The sequence below is a fragment of the Falsiroseomonas sp. genome, from assembly GCF_051859025.1.
Lineage (GTDB): Bacteria > Pseudomonadota > Alphaproteobacteria > Acetobacterales > Acetobacteraceae > Falsiroseomonas.
The window spans coordinates 21,141-40,015 of sequence record NZ_JBHYGL010000018.1 but is presented as its reverse complement, the minus strand read 5'-3'; the positions used below and the strand labels follow the sequence as shown (position 1 = coordinate 40,015).

Below are 18,875 nucleotides of genomic sequence, written 5' to 3'. Positions count from 1 at the left end.
GGCGGCATCAGCGGATCGAGCTCAGGCGCAGCGCCGGGCCCGGGCCGGCCGCCGGCGCCACCTGGTCCAGCCGCACGCCCGTGACCTGCCAGCGGGGGGCGAGGCCCTCCTGCTTCAGTTCCAGTTGCAGGGTCATGGGGGATGCCGCGCCATGCATCGGCATCTCGAACTTCGTCAGGCCCACGGGCATGGCGCGGCGCACGCCATCGGTCGTGGTGCCGGGGCGCACGCCGCGGGCGCGCGCCACGTCCGCCAGCGCGGCGGGGGTGGCCCAGGCGGCGGCGATGTCATCCGCCATGGCGGCCAGGAAGGCGTTGGCCTGCTCGCCCTCCGCCACCGCGGGGTTCAGCGCGGTGCGCACGGCGTCCTGCAGGGCGGCGGGGTTCACATGGCGGGCCAGCGTCTCATGGTCCCTTCCCTCCAGCGCGGTGGCCAGGTGCCAGGCCGTGGCATAGGGGGCGGCGATCCAGGCCAGCGCCATCAGCGGCAGCAGGGCCCAGCCCATGCTGCGGCCCAGCCGCGCGGGGATGGCGATCCGTAAAGGCTGCCGGGCGGCGGGTGCGACGAAGGCGGGGCGCGCCGGCAGGGCGGCACGTACCGGCGCCGCCGCGGGTTGGCGGGCGTCGTAGTCGCTCCAGACCTCGTCCCACTCGCTATCCGACATCATGGCCCGTTGCCGCGTTTTCATCGTCAGACCTGCACGTTAAAGTTGTGCTAACGCCAAGCAAGGCCGTTAACGCAACTTTTTGGTGTGTTTCCCGGCGCGACACATCCTTCACCAACCCAAGGGGCGGATGGTGAGGGGGGCCGTCTTGGCTGCGTCAGGAACGAGACAGGATGAGCCCCTGTTTCTGAACCTGAGATTGCACGGCAATTCCTGGGAAAACCGTTAACGCGAGATGGGGAACGGTCGCAAAATCGAGATTGCGCCCCTCCCGCGCGATTTCACCCCACGACACCCCCGGCGCATCGCGGCGCCCAGGCCGCGATCACGCTTTCGGGAGCGATCAGCGCGGCAGGACCAGCCGCGCCTCCAGATCAGCGAAGGCCCGGCCGAGCGCGGCTTCCAGCGCCTGGGCCTGCTGCGGCGGCGTGGCATTGGCGGGCAGCGGCGCCGTGCCCGAGGCCTCCAGCGTGCCCAGGATGCGGGAGGATAGCCGTTCCTCCCGCAGCAGCACGGCGGCGATGGCGGCGCGGGCCTCCCCGGCTTGCGGCACGCTTTCCAGCACCGTCAGCTGGGATTCGAGCACGAGGTCCGCATCCGCCCGCGTCCCCGCCTGCACCACCGCGGCGAAGCGGCCGCTGGCCTGGAGCCAGGCGCGGAGCGCGGCATCGGCCAGATCGGCGGGGGGCGCGATCCATTCCTCATAGGGCAGGAATTCATAGGCGCCATCGGGCCTGGCCCGCCGCAGGCCGAGGTCCTGCAACCCCGGTACCGCCCGCATCCGCCGCTGCAGCAGCACCGGCGCGCCGCGCGGCGCATCCTGCGTGACGGGCCGGCGGGGGCTGAGCGCGTAGCGCCGCACCGGCACGTTGGGCCGATCCGGCAGGATGCTGCATCCCGCCAGCAGGACGGGAGCGGCGAGGAGAAGGCGGCGCCTCATCTGCGGCGATCCGGCGTCGGCGGCGCGCCGAACAGCGCCTGGGAGGGGGCGGCCCTCAGCTGGTCCGCCATGGCCCGCAGGCTGGCCGTGGTGGCCCGCAGGTCGATCAGGATCGGCAGCAATTCTGCCTGCACATCCACCGTGGTCTCCCGCGCCGCGCGCATCGTCCGTTCCATTCCTTCCACCGCGCCGGGCAGGCGCTGGGCGCTGCGTCGCAGCTCCGCCGCCGCCGCGCCCGCATTCGCCACCGCGCCGCGCATTTCCGGCCCCGCCAGCAGGTTCCGCGCATCCGTCGCCGCGGCGCGCAATTCGCCGAGCGCGCCGGCAAGGTCGCTGTCCTCCACCGCCGCGCGCACCAGCGTCATGGTGCGCGCGACCTCGCGCAGCGCCACGGCGGCATCGCCATCCCCGGTCTGCCGATTGAGGTTGGCCAGCAGGGCGGAGAGGTCGGCCGCCATCTGTTCGATCGGCACGCCCTGCAGGCGCTGCACCATGAATTCCGCCGCACTCGTCACCTGCGCGACGGTGGAGGGGATGGCCGGCAGCACCGGGTTGCGCGGCTGCCAGGGCAGTTCCGGCACCGGGAAGCGCTGCGGATTGGCGAAATCCAGCTCCACATAGTTCACGCCGGTGATGCCCTGCGCCCGGATGCGCGCCCGCAGGCCGAGTTGCACGGCATCCGCCAGCGACGGCGTCTCCCCCACCAGGCCCGGATCGATGCCGAAGCGGACGAAGACCAGCTGGAAGCCGGCGTTGAAATCGGCGCCCTGCGGCCGGCGGTATTCGGCGGCGACCAGGCCGATCTGCGTCACCCGGCCGACCGGCACGCCGCGGTAGCGGACCGGCGCGCCGACATCGAGGCCCTGGACCGATTCCTCGATATAGGTCTCGAACACTTCCGTCGCCTGCAGGCCCCGGCCGCCGGCTAGGAAGACCACGAAGCCGACGGCGAGCACGATGCCGGCGATGGCCAGCACGCCGACCCGCAGATAGAGCCCCCGTGCCGCCATCACGCGGCCTCCCGCCGGAAGAAGGCGCGCACCGTGGGGTGCGTGCTGTGGTCCCGCAGGTCGCGCGGGTCACCCTCCGCGATCATTCCCTTGGCCTCCCGGTCCAGCATGATGCAGCGGTCTCCGATAGCGAGGATCGAGGCCAGTTCGTGCGTCACCACCACGAAGGTGGTGCCGAGGGCGCGCGAGAGGTCCCGGATCAGCTCATCGAGCCCCGCCGAGGTGATGGGATCGAGCCCGGCCGAGGGCTCGTCCAGGAACAGGATGGCGGGGTCGAGGGCGAGGGCCCGCGCGATCCCCGCCCGCTTCAGCATGCCGCCCGAAACCTCCGACGGCAGGCGCGCCGCGGCCTCCGAGAGACCCACCAGGCCGAGCTTGGCGCGGGCCACCTCCTCCCGCGCCGCGGGGGGCAGGGTGGTGTGCTCGGCCAGCGGCATGATCACGTTCTCCAGCAGCGTCTGGGAGCCGAACAGCGCGCCCTGCTGCCACATGACGCCGATGCGCTTCAGCAGGCCGAGCCGCGCCTCGCCCTCGGTCGACCAGACATCGGTGCCGAGGATGGAGACCGCGCCCTCGGCCGGCGGCACCAGGCCGATCATCAGCTTCAGCAGCGTCGATTTGCCGCAGCCGGAGCCGCCGAGGATGACGAAGACCTCGCCCCGCTTCACCTCGAAGCTGACGTCGCGGAACAGGGTGTTGGTGCCGAAGCGCGCCGTGAGGTGCGCGGCCTCGATCACCGCGGGGCCGAAGGCGGGCGCTTCAGGCTTCGCGGCCTCGGGCTTCGGCGACTCGCCGGGCCGGCGCAGCAGCGCGGGGGCGTCGCCGGTCACAGCCCAAGTCTCTCGTAGAGCACGGCGAAGCCACCATCGAGCAGCACGATGGCGACGATGCCGCCCACCACCGCCGCCGTCGCCGCATCGCCCACTGCGCGCGGCCCGCGGCCGGCGCCGAGCCCTGCCCGACAGCCGATGGCGGCGATGGCCAGGCCGAAGAACAGCGCCTTGAACAGCCCGCCCAGCAGGTCCCCCAGCGTGATCGTCGCCGCCAGCTGCTGCGTCACCGTGGTCAGCGGGAAGCCCAGCATGCCCATGATCAGCGTCATGCCGATGAGGCCCGCCAGCGTCAGCAGCAGGGACAGCACCGGCATCACCAGCATCCCCGCCAGCACGCGGGGCAGCACCAGCAGCGCCATGGGATCGATGCCCATGATGCGCAGCGCGGCCACTTCCTCATTCACCGTCATGGTGCCGAGTTCGGCGGCGTAGGCCGACCCCGTCCGCCCCGCCAGTACCACGCCCGCCATCAGCGGGCCGAGTTCGCGCAGCAGGGAGATGCCGACCAAATTGGGCACAAAGATCTCCGCCCCGAAGCGGCGCAGCGGGATGGCCGATTGGAAGGCCAGGATGACGCCGAGAAGCGAGCCCAGCAGCACCGCCAGGCCGAAGGCGCGCGTGCCGGCCTCATCCAAATGGCGCAGCAATTCGCGGAAGCGCAGGCGATGCGGGCGGATGATGGTCGCCGCCAGCACCACCAGCAATTCGCCGACGAAGCCCAGGGCATCCAAGGCGTTGTGCCCCGCCGCCACCACCCGCCGGCCGATGCCGGTGATGGGGGCGAAGCTGTAGACGACGGGCTTCGGCCGCGGGGCGGCGAGCGCCGCGCGCACGCGGTCCAGCACGGCCAGGACCGGCGGGCTCGCGCCTTCGATCCGCGCGCCGGCGGCGGCTTCGGCGGTCAGCACCAGCGTGGCACCCGTAGTGTCCACCGCCTCCACCTTCGAGAGGTCGAGCACCAGGCCCTGGTTGCCTCGGGCCTCCGCCATCAGCGGTTCCCAGAGCCGGGCGGCGGCTTCGGTATCGACGCGGCCGGACAGCAGGGCGGCACGGCCGGTGCCATCCCCCCGCATCTCCAGCCCCGTCAATGCCTGCGCCTGCTTCGCCATCACCCCGCCAATGCCGCCATCGCGCTTCGCATCGCCCCCACCCCGGACCGCCAGGCGCCGCCGACGGTGCCGGCCATACCCACATCCGTGGCCTCGCCCGCCAGGCAGAGCCGGCCGCCCGCGAGGGGCCTGGCCAGGGTGGCGCGCGCGTCGGCGCGGCCAATTCGCGCATAGCTGTACACGCCGCGAGACCACCGGTCCCGTCCCCATTCCGAGACGATGGGACGCTCCCGCAGCACCTTGCAGGCATCGGCGCCGAAGCGGGCGGCGATCTCCCCCCGCATGAAGGCCTCCACCGCCGCATCGCCCTCGGCCTCCAGCACCTGCGCCGCATCGCCGCCGACATGGCAGGAGATGACGGGGCGGCCGAAGGGAAAGAGGCTCATCGCCACCAGCGGCTCCCCCGGCGCGATTTGGCGGTCCACGGAGCTGAAGGGCGGCAGGCCGAAGCGTTCCTCCCCCTCCACCCGGAAGCCGAGTTTCACCACCTGGCCGAGCGGCAGGTCATGCGCGGCCTGCATTGTCTCCGCCGGCAAGGGCGGGTCGAAGCGGATGGCACCGCCGGCCAGCAGGCTGGTCGGGATGGTGACGACCACGGCGCGGGCGCGGATGGTGCCGAAGGGGCCTTCCGCCACGGCCTCCCTCCCCCCCCAGGCCAGGCGCGTGACGGGGGCGTCGAACAGGATGGGCAGGCCTTCCGCCAGGCGGGCGACCAGCGCGCCGAAGCCGCCTTCCGGCAGGCGGTTGCCGCCATCCAGGGCGTTGGCGTGGAAATCCCGCAGGCTGACGCGGGATGCCGGGGCGGCGGAGATGATGTCGCCCTGCCAGCCCTCGATCGTCGGCGCCCAGGGCCCGGTGGCGCCCATGCCCTCGGCCAGGCTGCAATCCGGGGCGCCATTGGCGGCGCCATCGGGGGCGCCATCGGGGGCAGCGGCGGCGATCCGCGCCTCGGCCTCCGCCCAGGCGGCGCTGTAGGCGGCATCCTCCGCCGGCGTCACGGGCCGGGCGCCGATCTGGCTGCGTTCGCGCCGCAGCGCGTCCGAATCATGCAGCGTGACGCCGAGGCCTTCGGCCAGCGGCACCAGCGGGTTGGTCACGGCCTGGTGCAGCCAGGTGGCGCCGAGGTCATAGGGCAGGCCGAGCCTGGCGGTATCCGTCAGTGCCCGCCCGCCGGGGCGGCCGCGGGCTTCCAGCACCAGCACGCCGCGGCCGGCCTCCATCGCGGTGCGGGCGGCGGCGATGCCGGCGGCACCGGCACCGATGACGAGGAGGTCGGGGAGGCTATCGGGCATTCACCGTCCATGTGGGGGCCGGGGCCGCCCGGCAAGCGCCCCGCGACGCAGGCGTGATCGTCATGGCCCCCGTATCGGCGGGAACGGGCCAGCGGTGCGTGACAGTTGAGTTTCTAACCCGATTTAGCCTTTTTAGCACCTTTAGCACCGTTTTCGCGGTGCTTTCCGGGTGGCCGGGCGGTTCTCGGGCGGTGACGATATGAACATAACAGGAACGCAAGCCGGATTGCCAGCGTCCCGTATCAGTCCAGACGGGCGCCGCTGATCTCCACCAGGCGGCGCCATTGCGGGCGTTCGCGCTCCACCAATTCGGTCAGCGCCGCCGGCGTCGGGCTGGTGACGGTGCCGTAGCCCAGCGGGCGCAGCCGGTCCCGGAAGGCGGCATCGGCGGCGACCGCCTGGATGGCCTGGTGCAGCCGCGCCACCACCGGGGCGGGGGTGCCGCCCGCCGTCATGATGGCGTTCCAGTTGACCAGGTTGTGCTCCGCCAGGCCGAGATCGGCGAAATCGCCCATCCCCGGCACATCCGGCAGGATGCCGAGCCGCGCCTTGCTGCTGACGGCGAAGGCCAGGAACTTGCCGCTTTCGACATGCGGCATCAGGGCGGGCATGACGTCGAACATCATGTCGATGGTGCCCGACAGCAGGTCATTGATGGCCGGGCCGCCGCCGCGATAGGGCACGTGCAGGATCTTGGCGCCGGCGAAGTTGTTGATCGCCTCGATGTTCAGGTGGCTGTTCGTGCCGGGGCCGGAGGAGCCCATCTTCACCTGCTCGGGGTGCGCGCGGCTCCATTCCACCAGCTTGCGGAAGTCGGTCCAGCCATGGCGGCGGGCGGTGTCGGCGTTGACGACACACAGCAGCGCGCCATCCGTGATCTGGCTGACGGGGGCGAGGTCCCGCGCCGGGTCGAAGGGCATGCGCGCCGTCATGTACTGCACGGCGCAGAGGGTGGTGACGCTGATGACGCCGAGCACGGTGCCGTCCCGGTCCCCCTTCGCCACCGCATCGGCGCCGAGCAGCCCGCCCGCGCCGCCGCGGTTGTCCACCACCACCGCCTGGCCGAGCGCCGGGGCGAGCCGTTCGGCGAGGAGGCGGGCGAGGATGTCCACCGCGCCGCCCGGCGGGAAGGGCACGATGAGGCGGACGGTGCGGCCGCCCGCCACGGGTTGCGCCAAGGCGGGGGCGGCGAGGAGTGCGCCGGCGGCCCCAAGGATGGTTCGCCTGTTCATTATGGTGGTGCCCCTGCCCTGCGTGATTGGGGAAAGGGTGCGCCGATCCGGCCGGGCTGGGCAAGTCACGCGGCGCGACGGGGAGCTCATCGCCGCCGCCGAGGATTTTCATTGCTTTATTGAAAAATTAATCGGTAGGCTTCGGTGATTGCGGAGCAAGATCGATGCGTGGCGCGACCATCCTTCCGCTTGCCCTGACATTCCTGTCAGGCTGCGCGAATCTCAACTCGATCTACCGCGCCGAAGACATGGCCGGGCGTGACGGCACAGTGGCCAGGACGACACTGATCGATACGGAACAGCGTGCGATCAATACCATCCTCCGTCGGGAATTCGTGACCCGGCCGGATGGCAATCTTCATCTGGACCGGAACAACCAACCGGTCCGCGAGGCCTATGCGACGATCTGCGCGGAAAAGAGCCCGGACACCTTCTCCGCGCAGAGTGGCAGCCTCAGCGGCGGGCTGGAATTGCCGCGCGCAACGGGGACCATCGCGGCGGCCTTGGCCGAGTCCGCTGCAAGCATCGCCTTGCGTACGCAATTGACCCAGGCGCAGGCGGAGTTGCTCTATCGCATCTGCGAGGCGTATGCGAACCGCGCCATCAGCGGCTTCGAGGTCCACCGGCAGTTGCGCCGCTTCCAGAACACAATGGTCGCGCTGCTGGCGATCGAGCAACTGACCGGCGCCGTGCAGGTGCAGAATGTCGCGCTGACGACGGCGGCCAGTGCCACGACAGACCGGGCAGTGATCGCCGCGCAGCGCAATCTGGACGCGGCGAGGGTGGCGACGCAGCGGGCCGAGGAGGCCGTCACGAAGGCGGCCGAGGATCAGGCCGGGGCCGCCGCGGCGGCTGACCAGGCCGCCGCCGCCGTCGCCCAGGCAGAGCAGGCCGGCTCAACCAACAAGGCCGCACTGGAACGGACGCGCGACACGACGGCGCAGGAAAAGGCGCGGATGGATGCGCGGCTGCAGCAGGCGACGGCGATCCGCGATGCCGCGCGCGTGGCGCAGCAGCGGGCGCAGGAGGCCCTTGCCAATGCCGAATCCGGGTCTGCGAACGCTTCCGGCGGCGCCGTTCCCTCGGGGGCCGTACCGGACAGGCCGGGGCGCGCGGAAGCGGCTGTTGCCGTCTCGGACGCGGTGCGCGCCATCGTTGAAACCGCGGTCCGCGGCCAGCAGACAACGATCGAGCTTTGCCACGACGTGATCGCCGGTGAAATCAGCGACATCCGCGCTGACCAGGCGAGCGCATCATCAAATCAGCGCAACACTCAGCCCCGTGACGATGCGCGGGCGGACGCGGTACGCAACTGTTGGCGCTACCTCATCACGACAAACGAAAATGCCCATCAGATAGACCGGATTGACGCCGAAGCGCGGCGCACCGCCGCACAACGTGCACCGGCGCCGGGGGTGCGCCCAATGCCCTTGGTGGCTCCTCCAGCAACGCAGGCGCGCTGACGCTAACTGCTCCCCCTCATCCCCATCGCATGGATCAGCACCGCCGCCGCGACCGAGACGTTCAGGCTCTGCACATGCCCGCTGCCCGGCAGGGTCACGCGGTGGGTGCAGGCGGCGATGGTCAGGCCCGGCAGGCCTCGTTCCTCATTGCCCAGCACCAGCACGAACGGCTTGTTGCGGGGAAGTTCGGATGGGGCCACGCCGCCGGCAGCCACCGCGGCCACCGTCGTGAATTTGGGCGCCAGCGCCCGCAGCGCGATGGCGGGGTTCGCCAGCTTCATCAGCTGGAGATACTCCAGCCCCCCCTCCGCCGTGCGGAAGGCAGCATCCGACAGGCCCGCCTGGCGCGGATCGCCCGACAGCAGCAGGCCGGCGCAGCCGAAGAAGGCGGCGGAACGGGCGATGGCGCCGAGGTTGTGGGGGTTGCCGATGCCGTCCAGCAGCGGCAGCACGGGCGCCGCCAGCAGCCCCTTGGGGAAGGGTCCGACGCCGAGTTCGGGCACCTCCCTCGGCACGGCGATGGCGCAGATGCCGCCATGATGCTCCGTGCCGGCGACGCGGATCATCTCCTCCGGCGTCACTTCGCGGTAGGGGCGGCGGTTCTTCGCCATGATGGCGCAGACCGGCCCGGCCTCCCGCTTCCGCGTCTCCGTATAGAACAGCCGCAGCACGGCATCGGGGCGCACGGCGAAGGCGGCGGTGACGGCGGCGGGGCCGCAGAGGCGGTCGAGGTCGCTGTCGCGCCAGCCACCCTCCGGCGGGCCGCCGGGGTTGGGGCGGGGGCGGGGCGTCAGCCCGCCGGCCGGGCCGGCGGGGCCGTAGCCGCGGCCGCTGGCATGGCTGCCCTCCGGCGGCAGGCGGCGCTCCGCCCAGCCGGCCGGGCCGCGCTCATCACGCTCGAAATTGCCCTTCACGCCACCGGAGAAGGAGCCTCGGCCGCCGCCAGATGGGCCTCGCCCGCCTCCGGCGGGGGGAGACCCGGGGGGGCCGCGTCGTTGGTCACCAGGAATCTTGCACCCTCCTCGCGGATCGCCGCGGCCTCGTCATCATACAGGAAAGGCAGGAAGGCGTATCGCCGCCCGGCCGTCACCGGCCGGGCCTCATGCAGCAGGGAGCAGGAAAACACCACAGCCCCGCCCGCCGGGGCGACATAGGTGCGGGGGCCGAATTCGGGGAAGCAGAGTTCGCCACCCTCATAATCCCCGGTGTTCAGGTTGATGGTGACGGCGAAGCGGCGATGGGCGGTGGCCTTGGTGGTGTTGTCGCGGTGGGCGCGGAAGAAGCCCTGATCGGCGCTGTCGTAGCAGGCGACGATATAGCGTTCGAGGCGCGTGACCCTGTACTGGAAGGCGCGCTGGATCTCCGGCACCAGGCGGGCGGTGAGCCGCGCGCGGATGGCGGCTTTCAGGGCCTCATCCTCGATGATCGCGTCCTTGCGGCGCTTGTGGCCGGGGTCCATCACGCCGATGGTCTTGCCGCCCTGATCCCGCATGAAGCCGCTCTCCCCCCCGCCCTGGGTCTCATAGAGGTCGATCAGGCGGCGGCAGAAGGCGGGTTCGAACAGGCGGGGCACGATCAGGACGGGGGCATGCAGGGGCACGCCGGCATGGTCGGCGGGGTCCGGCAGGGCGGCCAGCGTCGCCATCGCCTCCGCCCCCTTGTCCAGCGGCCAGATGGCGAAGACGCGGAGCATGGGGTCCAGCAGCACCCAGCCTGGGCGCAGCGTGCCGTCCGGCTCCTGCGCGCGGAAGGCGCGGCGGGCGGCGCCGTCATCATCCCACAGCACGCGGCGGCCGGTGCCGTCCTTCAGCCGGCCGAGGCGCTCATCCTCCGGATCCGTGCCGATCACCAGCATGTAGGCGCGGATGGCGTCGAGCATGGCGACATGGGGGGCGACCATGGCGGCCAGGCGGTCGGCCAAGCCGGGCTGGCCCATCGATCCCGGGATCAGCACCATCAGCCAGCGGCCCGCCGTGGTGTCGAAGGCGTAGCGGGGGTTGGTGCTGGACCGGCTGTGGAAGGCGGGGATGGGCTCGCCCGGTGTATAGGCGGGGGGCGTGTAGGCGGGGATCGGCATGGCGCGTCCTCGTTTCGTCAGGCGACGGATGCCGCATCCGTCGTCTGGCCCGCAAGGCCTTGCAGCGTGGCCAGCAGCGGGGCCGGAACCTCCAGCCCCTCATCCCCCGCGCGGGCGGCCAGGGCGTTGCGGCGGCTGCCGGGCAGGCGGACGCCGGGGTCCGCCTGCATGGCGGCCAGCAGGAATTCGACGCGGTCGAGGAAGGCGCCCTCCCCTGCCAACGCGCCGGGGTCGATGGCGATCAGGGACTGGCCGAGGCGGGGGCGGTTGCCCTCATCCTGGAAGAAGCCATCGGCCTCGAACCCGAAGGCGCTGCCGGTCAGGGCGCAGCAGAGGAGTTCGACGACCAGCGCCAGCAGCGCGCCCTTGGTGCCGCCCATGGCGAGCATGGCGCCGCCGAGCGCGGCCTGGGCGTCGGTGGTCGGGTTGCCATCCGAATCCAGCGCCCAGCCGAGGGGGATGGGTTTTCCGGCCTTGGCCGCGACCATGATCTTGCCGCGCGCCACTTCCGACAGTGCCATGTCGATGACCAGCGGCGCGGCGTCCCGCCGGGGGAAGGCGGCGGCGACGGGGTTGGTGCCCATCAGCGGGCGGCGGCCGCCGGGCACGGGCATGGCGGCCGGGGAATTGGTGAAGGCCAGCGCCACCAGCCCCTGCCGGGCCAGCGCGGCCACGGGCAGGCCCATGGCGCCGGCATGGTGGCTGTTGGTGATGCCGGCGAAGGCGATGCCATGGGTCTTCGCCCGCGAAGCCGCCTGTTCCACCGCCAGCGCGACGGCGGGATAGGCCAGGCCGTGGCGCGCATCGATCAGCACGGCGCCGCCGCGTTCCGCCACCACCGCGGGCACCGCCGCGCCATCCGCCCGGCCATTGGCCAGGAAGGCGGCGTATTGCGGCACGCGGGACAGGCCATGGCCGGCCTGGCCCTCGGCCTCACCGGCCACCAGCGCGGCGGCGGTGGCGCGGGCCATGGCGGGGTTGGCGCCGGCGCGGGTCAGCGCGGCCTCCGCCAGGGTGCGGGCATCGTCGAGGCTCAGGCGGGGCATGGGCGGATCTTCACGCGGTTTCAGGCATCGGGCCTGATCTGCGCCTCCGTCACAAGACTGGCCCAGCGATCCGTCTCCTGCGCCACGAAACGGGTGGACCGGTTGCTGTCCCAGCCCAGCACCTGGAAGCCCGCTTCCTCCGCCCGCCGGACCATGTCGGGGTCGCGCATCGCGGCCAGGATGTCATGCTCCAGCCGGGTCTTGAGGGGGGCGGGCACGGCGGCCTGGGTCAGCACCGCGGTCCAATTCGTGATCTCGAGGTTCGGCATGCCGAGTTCGCGCACCGTCGGCACCTCCGGCACCAGCTTGTGGCGCTCCGCGCTGGTGATGGCGAGCGCGCGGAGACGCCCGCCCCGGATCTGCGCGAGGCACTCGGGCAGATTGGAGACCATGACATCCAGCGTGCCGCCGGCGAGGTCGGTGACGGAGGGCGCGCCGCCGCGATAGGGCACGTGCGTCAGCCGGTCCCCGGCATTCGTCACGCGGCGCAGCAATTCCAGGCCGAGATGCGGGGGAGAGCCGTTGCCGGAAGAACCCCCGCTCATCGGCGTGGTGCGCATCTGGGCGACCAGGCCGGCCAGGTCGCGGGCCGGCGATTTCTCGGCATTCACCACCACGACGAGGGGCAGCGAGCCGAGCAGGGAGATGACGTGAAAGTCGCGCCGGAAGTCGTAGGGCGCGTTGGGGAACATGGTGGCGTTGACGGCGTGGGTCAGGGTGATGGCGAGCAGCGTGTGGCCATCGGGCGGCGCCTTGGCGGCGATGTCGGCGCCGATCAGCGCGTTGCCGCCGGCGCGGTTGTCGATCAGGACGGCCTTGCCCCAGGCCTCCGACAGCTTCTGCCCCAGGAAGCGGGCCATGATGTCGGTGAGGCCGCCGGGCGGGAAGGGCACGATGTAGCGGGGGTTACGGTCCGGGAAGGCTGCCGCCCCCTGCGCGCGCACCAGGCCCGGCAGGGCCAGGGTTGTAGCCAAGCCGAGGGCCTCGCGGCGGCCGAGCCTGTGGCGGTGCATGAAGCCTCCCCTGGTTTTCTATTGGGGAAACTCTGGCCCCTTCGCGGGCGTGGCGTCCAGCATAAGGATGGGGGGCTTTACCTCAGGCGGGACGCGCCTCGATCGCGGCGTGGCAGATCCGGTCATCCATGGGCGCGCGGCCCAGCCGGGCGGGGGCGCGGGCGGGCGGCTGGGGCCAGAGGCCACGGCCGGTGACGGTGGTGGCGAAGCCGGCCTGCCCGAAGGCACCGAGGATCTGCGACAGGCCGAGCCGGTTGCAGTAGAGGCCGGACCGCGCGACCGCCGGGCCTTCCCAGAAACCATCGGGAAAGGACAAATGGCGCAGGCGGCCGCCGAGATGGTCGTGGAAATCCACGACATGCATCGCCAGCCCGTCGGGCGCGGTCACGCGGCGCAGCGCGCGCAGCAGCGGCACCATCGCATCTCGCCGCACATGTTCCAGCACCACCTCCGACACCGTCAGGTCCACGGAGCCGGGGGCGATGGCGTCCAGTTGCTCCGGCCCGCCGATCAGCGCGCGCGCGCCGCAGGCGGCCAGCACATCAGCGGCGGTGGCGCAGCCGGAGAGGTCGGGCGGGCACAGCCCCGCCAAGCGCGCGGCTTCGGCGGCCTGGCGATAGGGGGCGAGGTCGCGCGGTGCGTCATCCTCCACATCCAGGTACCAGATGGGGCCAAGGCCGAGCGCGGCGGCGATGGGCGCGCGCAGCACCATGGCGCCCGGGCCGATTTCCAGCATCGTCCGCGCCGGCCGGCCGGCCAGGGTGGCGAAGCGGCCGGCGCGGGTGGCGACGGGCTCCACCAGCCGGTCCGGGTGCAGGGCGCGGAAGGAATGGCGGCGCAGCCCCATGGCGCGCCAGGCACGCGGCGGCACGGGCAGGCTGCCCACCACCAGCTTCACGCCGAGCTTGACCCACCAGGGCAGCGGCGCGCCGGCGGCATAGCCGCGGCCCGCGATCCAGTCGCCGGGGTGCTGGCCTTCCCGCAGGGCTTCCCCGGCGATCGGGGGGGCATGCATGTCGGGCAGGCTGTCCGGCACCGCGGTCCCCCTGGCTGCCTGGCCGCCCCAGCGCGGCCCGCACCGCGCCTATAGCCGATCCGCACGGGGCCGGAGAACCCGACCGGTGCGCGCGCGTTCCGGACGGGCAGGCCGCGCCGAGGACCACCCAGACCCGATGCCAGAGTTCCCAGCTTCCTCCCGCCGCCGCATCCCCGCGGCCGGCGTGCCGCAGGATGGCGCGACGGTCGCGCAGGCGGCGCTTGTCATCATCGCCGTGCTCTATTTCGCGCGGGATCTGCTGGTGCCCCTCGCGCTTTCCATCCTGCTGTCCTTCATCCTGGCGCCGATCGCGCGCGCGCTGCGGCGCTGGGGCATGCCGCGCGTGGCGGGGGTGATCCTGTCCGTGCTGGCGGCGGTGATGGTGCTGGCGTCGCTCGGCCTGGTGATGGGGCGGCAGCTGGCCGAACTGGCGGCGCAACTGCCGGCCTACCAGGCGGAGGTGACGCGCAAGCTGGCCTCCATCAATGCCAGCGGCGGGCTTGTGGAGCGTGCGCAGGAGATGCTGCGCGGCCTGTCGAACGGCGTGGCACGGGAACCGAGGCAGGTGGTACCGCGCGGGCTGAACGCCGATGCGGTGCAGCCCATCCCGGTGGAGATCCGCCAGCCCGACCCGGCGGCGCTGGAGACGCTGCAGAACGTGCTGGCGCCACTGGTCACGCCGCTCGCCACCGCCGGCATCGTCATCGTGCTGGTCATCTTCGTGCTGCTGTACCGGGAGGATCTGCGCGACCGCGTGATCCGCCTGGTGGGCGCGCGGGACCTGCATCGCACGGTGGCCGCGATGGATGACGCGGCCTACCGGCTTTCGCGCTTCTTCCTGGCGCAGACGGCGCTGAACGCGGCCTTCGGCGCCTTCATGGGCATGGCGCTGTTCGCGATCGGCGTGCCGCAGCCGATCCTGTGGGGCATCCTGACGGGGCTGATGCGCTTCGTGCCCTTCGTCGGCACCTTCGTCGCCGTCGCCTTCCCGCTGCTGCTCGCACTCGCCACCGATCCCGGCTGGACCATGCCCATCATGGTGCTGGTCCTGTTCGCGATCGGCGAAGGCGCGATGGGGCAGGTGGTGGAGCCGATGGTCTTCGGCCATTCCACGGGGCTGTCGCCCATCGCCATCATCGCCGCCGCCACCTTCTGGACCTGGCTCTGGGGCCCCGTCGGCCTGCTGGTCGCGGTGCCGCTGACGGTCTGCCTGGTGGTGCTGGGCAAGCATGTGGACCGGCTGGAATTCCTGGAGGTGGCGCTGGGGGACAGGCCCCCGCTGGACCCGCCCGAGACCTTCTACCAGCGCGCCCTGATGGGCGACGCCGACGGGCTGGAGGAACAGGCGGAGACGATTCTCCGGGATGGCGCGCTGTCCGGCTACTACGACGCCGTGGCGCTGCCCGCGCTGGCGCTGGCGCAGGGCGATGCGCTGCGCGGCGGCGTGGCGGAGGAACGCGTCCAGGCCGTGCATGCCCGCGTCGCCGCGCTGCTGGAAGACCTGGAGGAGGAGGAGGAGGAGAGGCCGGAACGCCCGGTGGCGGAGTTGCAGGAAGGCCAGGCGCGCCCGGAAGAAACGCGGACGCCCGAAACGACGACGCCCCCTGGCCTGGCGCTGCCAGGCAGCGTGGTCTGCCTGCCCGGGCGCGGCCCCTTCGACGATGCGGCGGCGATGATGCTGGCGCAGGTGCTGCGCAAGCGCGGCATCGGCGCGGTGGTGGCGCCGCCCGAATTGCTGCGCGGCGACGTTACGGGCTTCGACCTGGGCCAGGTGCGCCAGGCCTGGCTCTGCGCGTTGGAGGGCGGCTCCTCCTCCGCCGCCGCGCGCTATCTGCTGCGGCGGCTGCGGCGGCGCATGCCGGGGGCGCAGATCTGCGCGATGATCGCCTGCGCGGGGCCGGAGGCAAGGCTGCCCGCCGCGCTGCGGGCGGAGGAAGCGGTGGCGGTGGAACCCGGCATCGCTGCCGCGGTGAGGGCGGCGATGCGGCTCGGCTAGCCCTCCAGCCGGCGCAGCGTTGCCTCGATGTTGCGGCGCGCCCGCTTCTCCCGGTCCAGGTAGAAGCGGTCCGTGCGGTAGATGCGATCCCGCCACAGCAGCATGCGCAGCGCGGCGATGCGGCCGAACTCGAAGCGGTCATCCGGCAGATGCGCGAATTCACGGCGGATCGCCGCTTCATACGCATCGTATCGGGCAGGCGGCTCGCCGAGGATCGCGTGGTCCATGTCGAGCAGCAGGCAGGCATCGCCACGCAGCGAGGGATCGTCGGTCTCCGGCAGTTCCTGGCGCGTGACGGCGTGGATCAGCGCCTCCGCCCGATCGAGCATATGCGGCGGCATGAGGGGCGTGAGGTGGCGGCGCATGAGCGCGATGGAGGCTTCCGCCTGGCCCGGCACGGCGCGGTCGAAGACGGCGCTGTGGAACATGGTGGCGATGATGAAGGCGGGCCTGTCGGCGATGGCGGCGGCGATGTCCTCCGCCATGGCGAGGATGCCGGCCACGCGGTTCCAGTCATGCCAGGCGCGGTGCGGCTCCGCATGGCGGTGCCGGAGATCGGCGAGGATGGCGGGGGTCATGGCGCCGGTATAGCGCGGTGAGGCGATGGGGGGACACTGGGGAAGGCGCTGCCTTCCCCAGACCCCATCCGCCAGGGTCGAGACGACCCTGGACCGTCGTCACTAGCGGCCAGCCAGGGGACTCAGGCGCTTTCGTAGATGCGGGTCAGGCTGAATTCGCGGTGGCCGAGGATCTCGGCGGCCGTGAGTTCGCCATCGGCGGTGCGCAGCATGCAGTCCAGCAGCGCCTCACCGGCATCGTCCATGTTCATCCGCTTCTGCAGCAGGCCCGTCACATCCACGTCGATGTGTTCGGACATGGTGCGCTGGGTGCGCGGGTTGGCGGTGATCTTGATGACGGGGACGATCGGGTTGCCGATCACGTTGCCCTGGCCCGTCGGGAAGAAATGCACCGCGTAGCCGGAGGCGGCGCAGAGCGTCACCATCTCCGCCGCCGCGGAGCTGCTGTCCATGAACCAGAGGCCACTGCCCGTCGGCGCCTCCGCCTTGTCCAGCACGCCATCGACCAGGCACTTCTTGCCGATCTTCTGGATGTTGCCGAGGGCCTTCTCCTCGATGGTGGTCAGGCCACCCTCGATGTTGCCCTTGGTGGGCTGGCTGTCGGAAAGATCGCTCGTCTTGTTCTTCTCGACGATCGCCTGGTAGCGGTCGAACATCGCCTGGAACTGCGTGCGGATCTCCGGCGTGCGGCAGCGCGCGGCGACCAGGTGTTCGCCACCCGTCAGCTCCGTGGTTTCGCCGAAGACCAGCGTATTGCCGTTCTCCCACAGCTTGTCGAAGGCATTGCCGTTGGTGGGGCAGGAGGCGAGGCCGGAGGTCGTGTCGCTTTCCCCGCACTTCGTGGAGACCCAGAGGTCCACCACGGGGGCCTTGGTCTTCTTCAGCTTCGAGGCGTGCTTCACCATGCGGTAGGCGGCGCGCGACGCGCGGGCGATGGTGTTGATGTCGCCATGCTGCTCGATGCCGAAGAACTCGACAGGCTTGCCGGTGGCGGCGATGCCTTCCGCGATCTTGCCGGCCCAGCCCGGCTCGATCCCGATCACGACCACGGCCGCGACATTGGGGTTCGACCCCGTGCCGATCAGCGTGCGGAAATGGAGTTCGAGGTCATAGCCGAACTGCAGCCGCCCATAGGCGTGCGGGATCGCCATGCAGCCCTTGATGTTGTTCGCCACAGCCTCGCACGCCGCGTTGGACAGATCGTCCACGGGGAGGAGGAGGACGTGGTTGCGCACGCCCATGCGGCCATTCTCGCGCCGCCAGCCTTCGAAGGAGGCGCCCTTCAGGTCGATGCCCATGATGCCGTCCCCCTTACCAGCGCTTGGTCTTGACGTTGTGGACATGGGCGTGTTCGCCCGCGCCGATATCGGCCACCGCACGGCCGATATCGATGCCGTACTTCATGATGGTGTCGCCCTTGGCGATCGACCGGATCGCCAGCTTGTGGCCGATGGGGATGTCGTTCCTGGCCTGGAACTCGATCATCTTGTCCTGGTCCATGATCCAGCCGGTCAGCGGCGTGCCGGCCGTCAGGCCTTCCACGACCACGACGCCCACGCTGTCACCTTCGTCATGGACGACGAAATGTATCGTCATCGCTTTCCCCCCAGATTCATACCGGGGGGAGCCTAGGCGGGTCCCCCGCCCCCTTCAACCACCCCCCCTGCATGTGCCATGCATCGGTGCGGGAAACACCTTCACAAGGGATCGGACGCCATGGCGGGCGTATACTGGTACGGCGGCACCTGGTTCGAGGAGGAGCCGAAGATCCTCGGCCCGATGGACCACGCCTTCTGGCTGGGCTCCGTGATCTTCGATGGCGGGCGGTCCTTCGGCGGCGTGGCGCCGGACCTCGACCGGCATTGCGCCCGCGCCGTCCGATCCGCGACCAACATGCTGATGAAGCCGACCCTGACGGCGGAACAGATCGAGGAATTGTGCCGGGAAGGCATCCGCCGGATGGGGCCGGAGGCGGAGCTTTACATCCGTCCCATGTTCTTCGTCCGCAAGGGCCTCGGCGCCGCGCGGCCGGACCCCGACAGCACGGATTTCGTCCTGGCGATCTATGACAGCCCGCTGCCGCCCTACAAGGGCTTCTCCGCCTGCCTGGCGCCGCAGCGCCGCCCGGCGCCGGACCAGGCGCCGACCGATGCCAAGGCCGCGGCGCTGTATCCCAACGGGTCCCGCGCCGCGCTGTTCGCGCAGCAGAAGGGGTTCGAGAACGCGGTGGTCTGCGACCCCATCGGCAATGTCGCCGAATTCGCCAGCGCCAACCTGATGCTGGCCAAGGATGGCCGCGTCATCACCCCCGTGGCGAACGGCACCTTCCTGGCCGGCATCACCCGCGACCGCGTCATCACCCTGCTGCGCGAAGCCGGCGTGGTGGTGGAGGAACGCGCCGTGAAGCCGGAGGAACTGCTGCAGGCGGACGAGATCTTCTCCACCGGCAACTACGGCAAGGTGCTGCCCTGCACCAATTACGAAGGGCGGGACATGCAGCCGGGGCCGCTCGCGCAGAAGGCGAGGACACTCTACTTCGACTGGGCGGCGCAGCACTGGCGCGTGCTGCCCAAGGTCGGCTGACAC

At 71.4% G+C, this 18,875-nt stretch carries 18 protein-coding genes; 3 read left to right on the top strand and 15 right to left on the bottom strand.

What is annotated here, in order from left to right; translation table 11 throughout:
* Window positions 1-7 precede the first annotated feature (7 nt).
* From ACTIE5_RS16905 to ACTIE5_RS16875, 7 genes are all read right to left on the bottom strand, one after another.
* Entirely contained in the window at window positions 8-667 is a 660-nt protein-coding gene (locus tag ACTIE5_RS16905) for a DUF2939 domain-containing protein (RefSeq protein ID WP_439550874.1), read from the bottom strand.
* 340 nt (window positions 668-1,007) lie between these two features.
* Window positions 1,008-1,604, bottom strand: a complete 597-nt coding sequence (locus ACTIE5_RS16900) for a hypothetical protein (protein ID WP_439550873.1) — start codon at window positions 1,602-1,604, stop codon at window positions 1,008-1,010.
* On the bottom strand, window positions 1,601-2,614 hold the full coding sequence (locus ACTIE5_RS16895; protein ID WP_439550872.1) for an MlaD family protein: 1,014 nt from the start codon (window positions 2,612-2,614) through the stop codon (window positions 1,601-1,603). The genes ACTIE5_RS16900 and ACTIE5_RS16895 overlap by 4 nt, the downstream gene beginning before the upstream one ends.
* Window positions 2,614-3,351: an ABC transporter ATP-binding protein gene (locus ACTIE5_RS16890; protein ID WP_439550906.1), complete on the bottom strand. Its 738-nt coding sequence runs from the start codon at window positions 3,349-3,351 to the stop codon at window positions 2,614-2,616. Before ACTIE5_RS16890 ends, ACTIE5_RS16895 begins: the two co-directional genes overlap by 1 nt.
* An 89-nt stretch (window positions 3,352-3,440) precedes the next feature.
* Window positions 3,441-4,556, bottom strand: a complete 1,116-nt coding sequence (locus ACTIE5_RS16885; protein WP_439550871.1) for an ABC transporter permease — start codon at window positions 4,554-4,556, stop codon at window positions 3,441-3,443.
* Entirely contained in the window at window positions 4,556-5,848 is a 1,293-nt protein-coding gene (locus ACTIE5_RS16880) for a flavin monoamine oxidase family protein (protein ID WP_439550870.1), read from the bottom strand. Before ACTIE5_RS16880 ends, ACTIE5_RS16885 begins: the two co-directional genes overlap by 1 nt.
* Before the next feature lie 242 nt (window positions 5,849-6,090).
* Window positions 6,091-7,080, bottom strand: a complete 990-nt coding sequence (locus tag ACTIE5_RS16875; protein ID WP_439550869.1) for a Bug family tripartite tricarboxylate transporter substrate binding protein — start codon at window positions 7,078-7,080, stop codon at window positions 6,091-6,093.
* 164 nt (window positions 7,081-7,244) lie between these two features.
* On the opposite strand from ACTIE5_RS16875, the gene ACTIE5_RS16870 reads away from it, so the two are divergent.
* The gene (locus ACTIE5_RS16870) at window positions 7,245-8,543 is read left to right on the top strand and encodes a hypothetical protein (RefSeq protein ID WP_439550868.1); all 1,299 of its coding nucleotides are present in this window, start codon (window positions 7,245-7,247) and stop codon (window positions 8,541-8,543) included.
* A 2-nt stretch (window positions 8,544-8,545) separates the two neighbouring features.
* On the opposite strand, the gene ACTIE5_RS16865 is transcribed toward ACTIE5_RS16870, so the two are convergent.
* From ACTIE5_RS16865 to ACTIE5_RS16845, 5 genes are all read right to left on the bottom strand, one after another.
* Window positions 8,546-9,457 carry a TrmH family RNA methyltransferase gene (locus tag ACTIE5_RS16865; RefSeq protein WP_439550867.1) on the bottom strand — a complete coding sequence of 304 codons (912 nt, stop codon included), beginning with the start codon at window positions 9,455-9,457 and terminating at the stop codon, window positions 8,546-8,548.
* Complete coding sequence (locus ACTIE5_RS16860) at window positions 9,454-10,620, bottom strand: 2OG-Fe(II) oxygenase (protein WP_439550866.1); 1,167 nt, start codon at window positions 10,618-10,620, stop codon at window positions 9,454-9,456. Before ACTIE5_RS16860 ends, ACTIE5_RS16865 begins: the two co-directional genes overlap by 4 nt.
* A gap of 17 nt (window positions 10,621-10,637) precedes the next feature.
* Entirely contained in the window at window positions 10,638-11,666 is a 1,029-nt protein-coding gene (locus tag ACTIE5_RS16855; protein WP_439550865.1) for an Ldh family oxidoreductase, read from the bottom strand.
* Between the two features lie 20 nt (window positions 11,667-11,686).
* Window positions 11,687-12,679: a Bug family tripartite tricarboxylate transporter substrate binding protein gene (locus ACTIE5_RS16850; RefSeq protein ID WP_439550864.1), complete on the bottom strand. Its 993-nt coding sequence runs from the start codon at window positions 12,677-12,679 to the stop codon at window positions 11,687-11,689.
* A gap of 82 nt (window positions 12,680-12,761) precedes the next feature.
* Window positions 12,762-13,694, bottom strand: coding sequence for a hypothetical protein (locus ACTIE5_RS16845; protein ID WP_439550863.1), 933 nt, complete (start codon window positions 13,692-13,694; stop codon window positions 12,762-12,764).
* Between the two features lie 157 nt (window positions 13,695-13,851).
* Here ACTIE5_RS16845 and ACTIE5_RS16840 point away from each other — a divergent pair, with 157 nt between their 5' ends.
* Window positions 13,852-15,711 (top strand): AI-2E family transporter, encoded by a 1,860-nt coding sequence (locus ACTIE5_RS16840; RefSeq protein ID WP_439550862.1) that lies wholly within the window; start codon window positions 13,852-13,854, stop codon window positions 15,709-15,711.
* Here the strand turns inward: ACTIE5_RS16840 and ACTIE5_RS16835 are convergent.
* From ACTIE5_RS16835 to ACTIE5_RS16825, 3 genes are all read right to left on the bottom strand, one after another.
* Window positions 15,708-16,289 (bottom strand): HD domain-containing protein, encoded by a 582-nt coding sequence (locus tag ACTIE5_RS16835; protein WP_439550861.1) that lies wholly within the window; start codon window positions 16,287-16,289, stop codon window positions 15,708-15,710. The two genes, ACTIE5_RS16840 and ACTIE5_RS16835, sit on opposite strands and share 4 nt — an antisense overlap.
* A 122-nt stretch (window positions 16,290-16,411) precedes the next feature.
* Window positions 16,412-17,587 (bottom strand): UxaA family hydrolase, encoded by a 1,176-nt coding sequence (locus ACTIE5_RS16830; protein WP_439550860.1) that lies wholly within the window; start codon window positions 17,585-17,587, stop codon window positions 16,412-16,414.
* Window positions 17,588-17,600: 13 nt separating this feature from the next.
* Window positions 17,601-17,885 (bottom strand): UxaA family hydrolase, encoded by a 285-nt coding sequence (locus ACTIE5_RS16825; RefSeq protein ID WP_439550859.1) that lies wholly within the window; start codon window positions 17,883-17,885, stop codon window positions 17,601-17,603.
* A gap of 120 nt (window positions 17,886-18,005) precedes the next feature.
* Between ACTIE5_RS16825 and ACTIE5_RS16820 the strand changes: the two genes are divergently transcribed.
* A complete protein-coding gene (locus tag ACTIE5_RS16820; RefSeq protein ID WP_439550858.1) occupies window positions 18,006-18,872 on the top strand; it encodes a branched-chain amino acid aminotransferase in 867 nt (288 codons plus the stop codon).
* Window positions 18,873-18,875 lie beyond the last annotated feature (3 nt).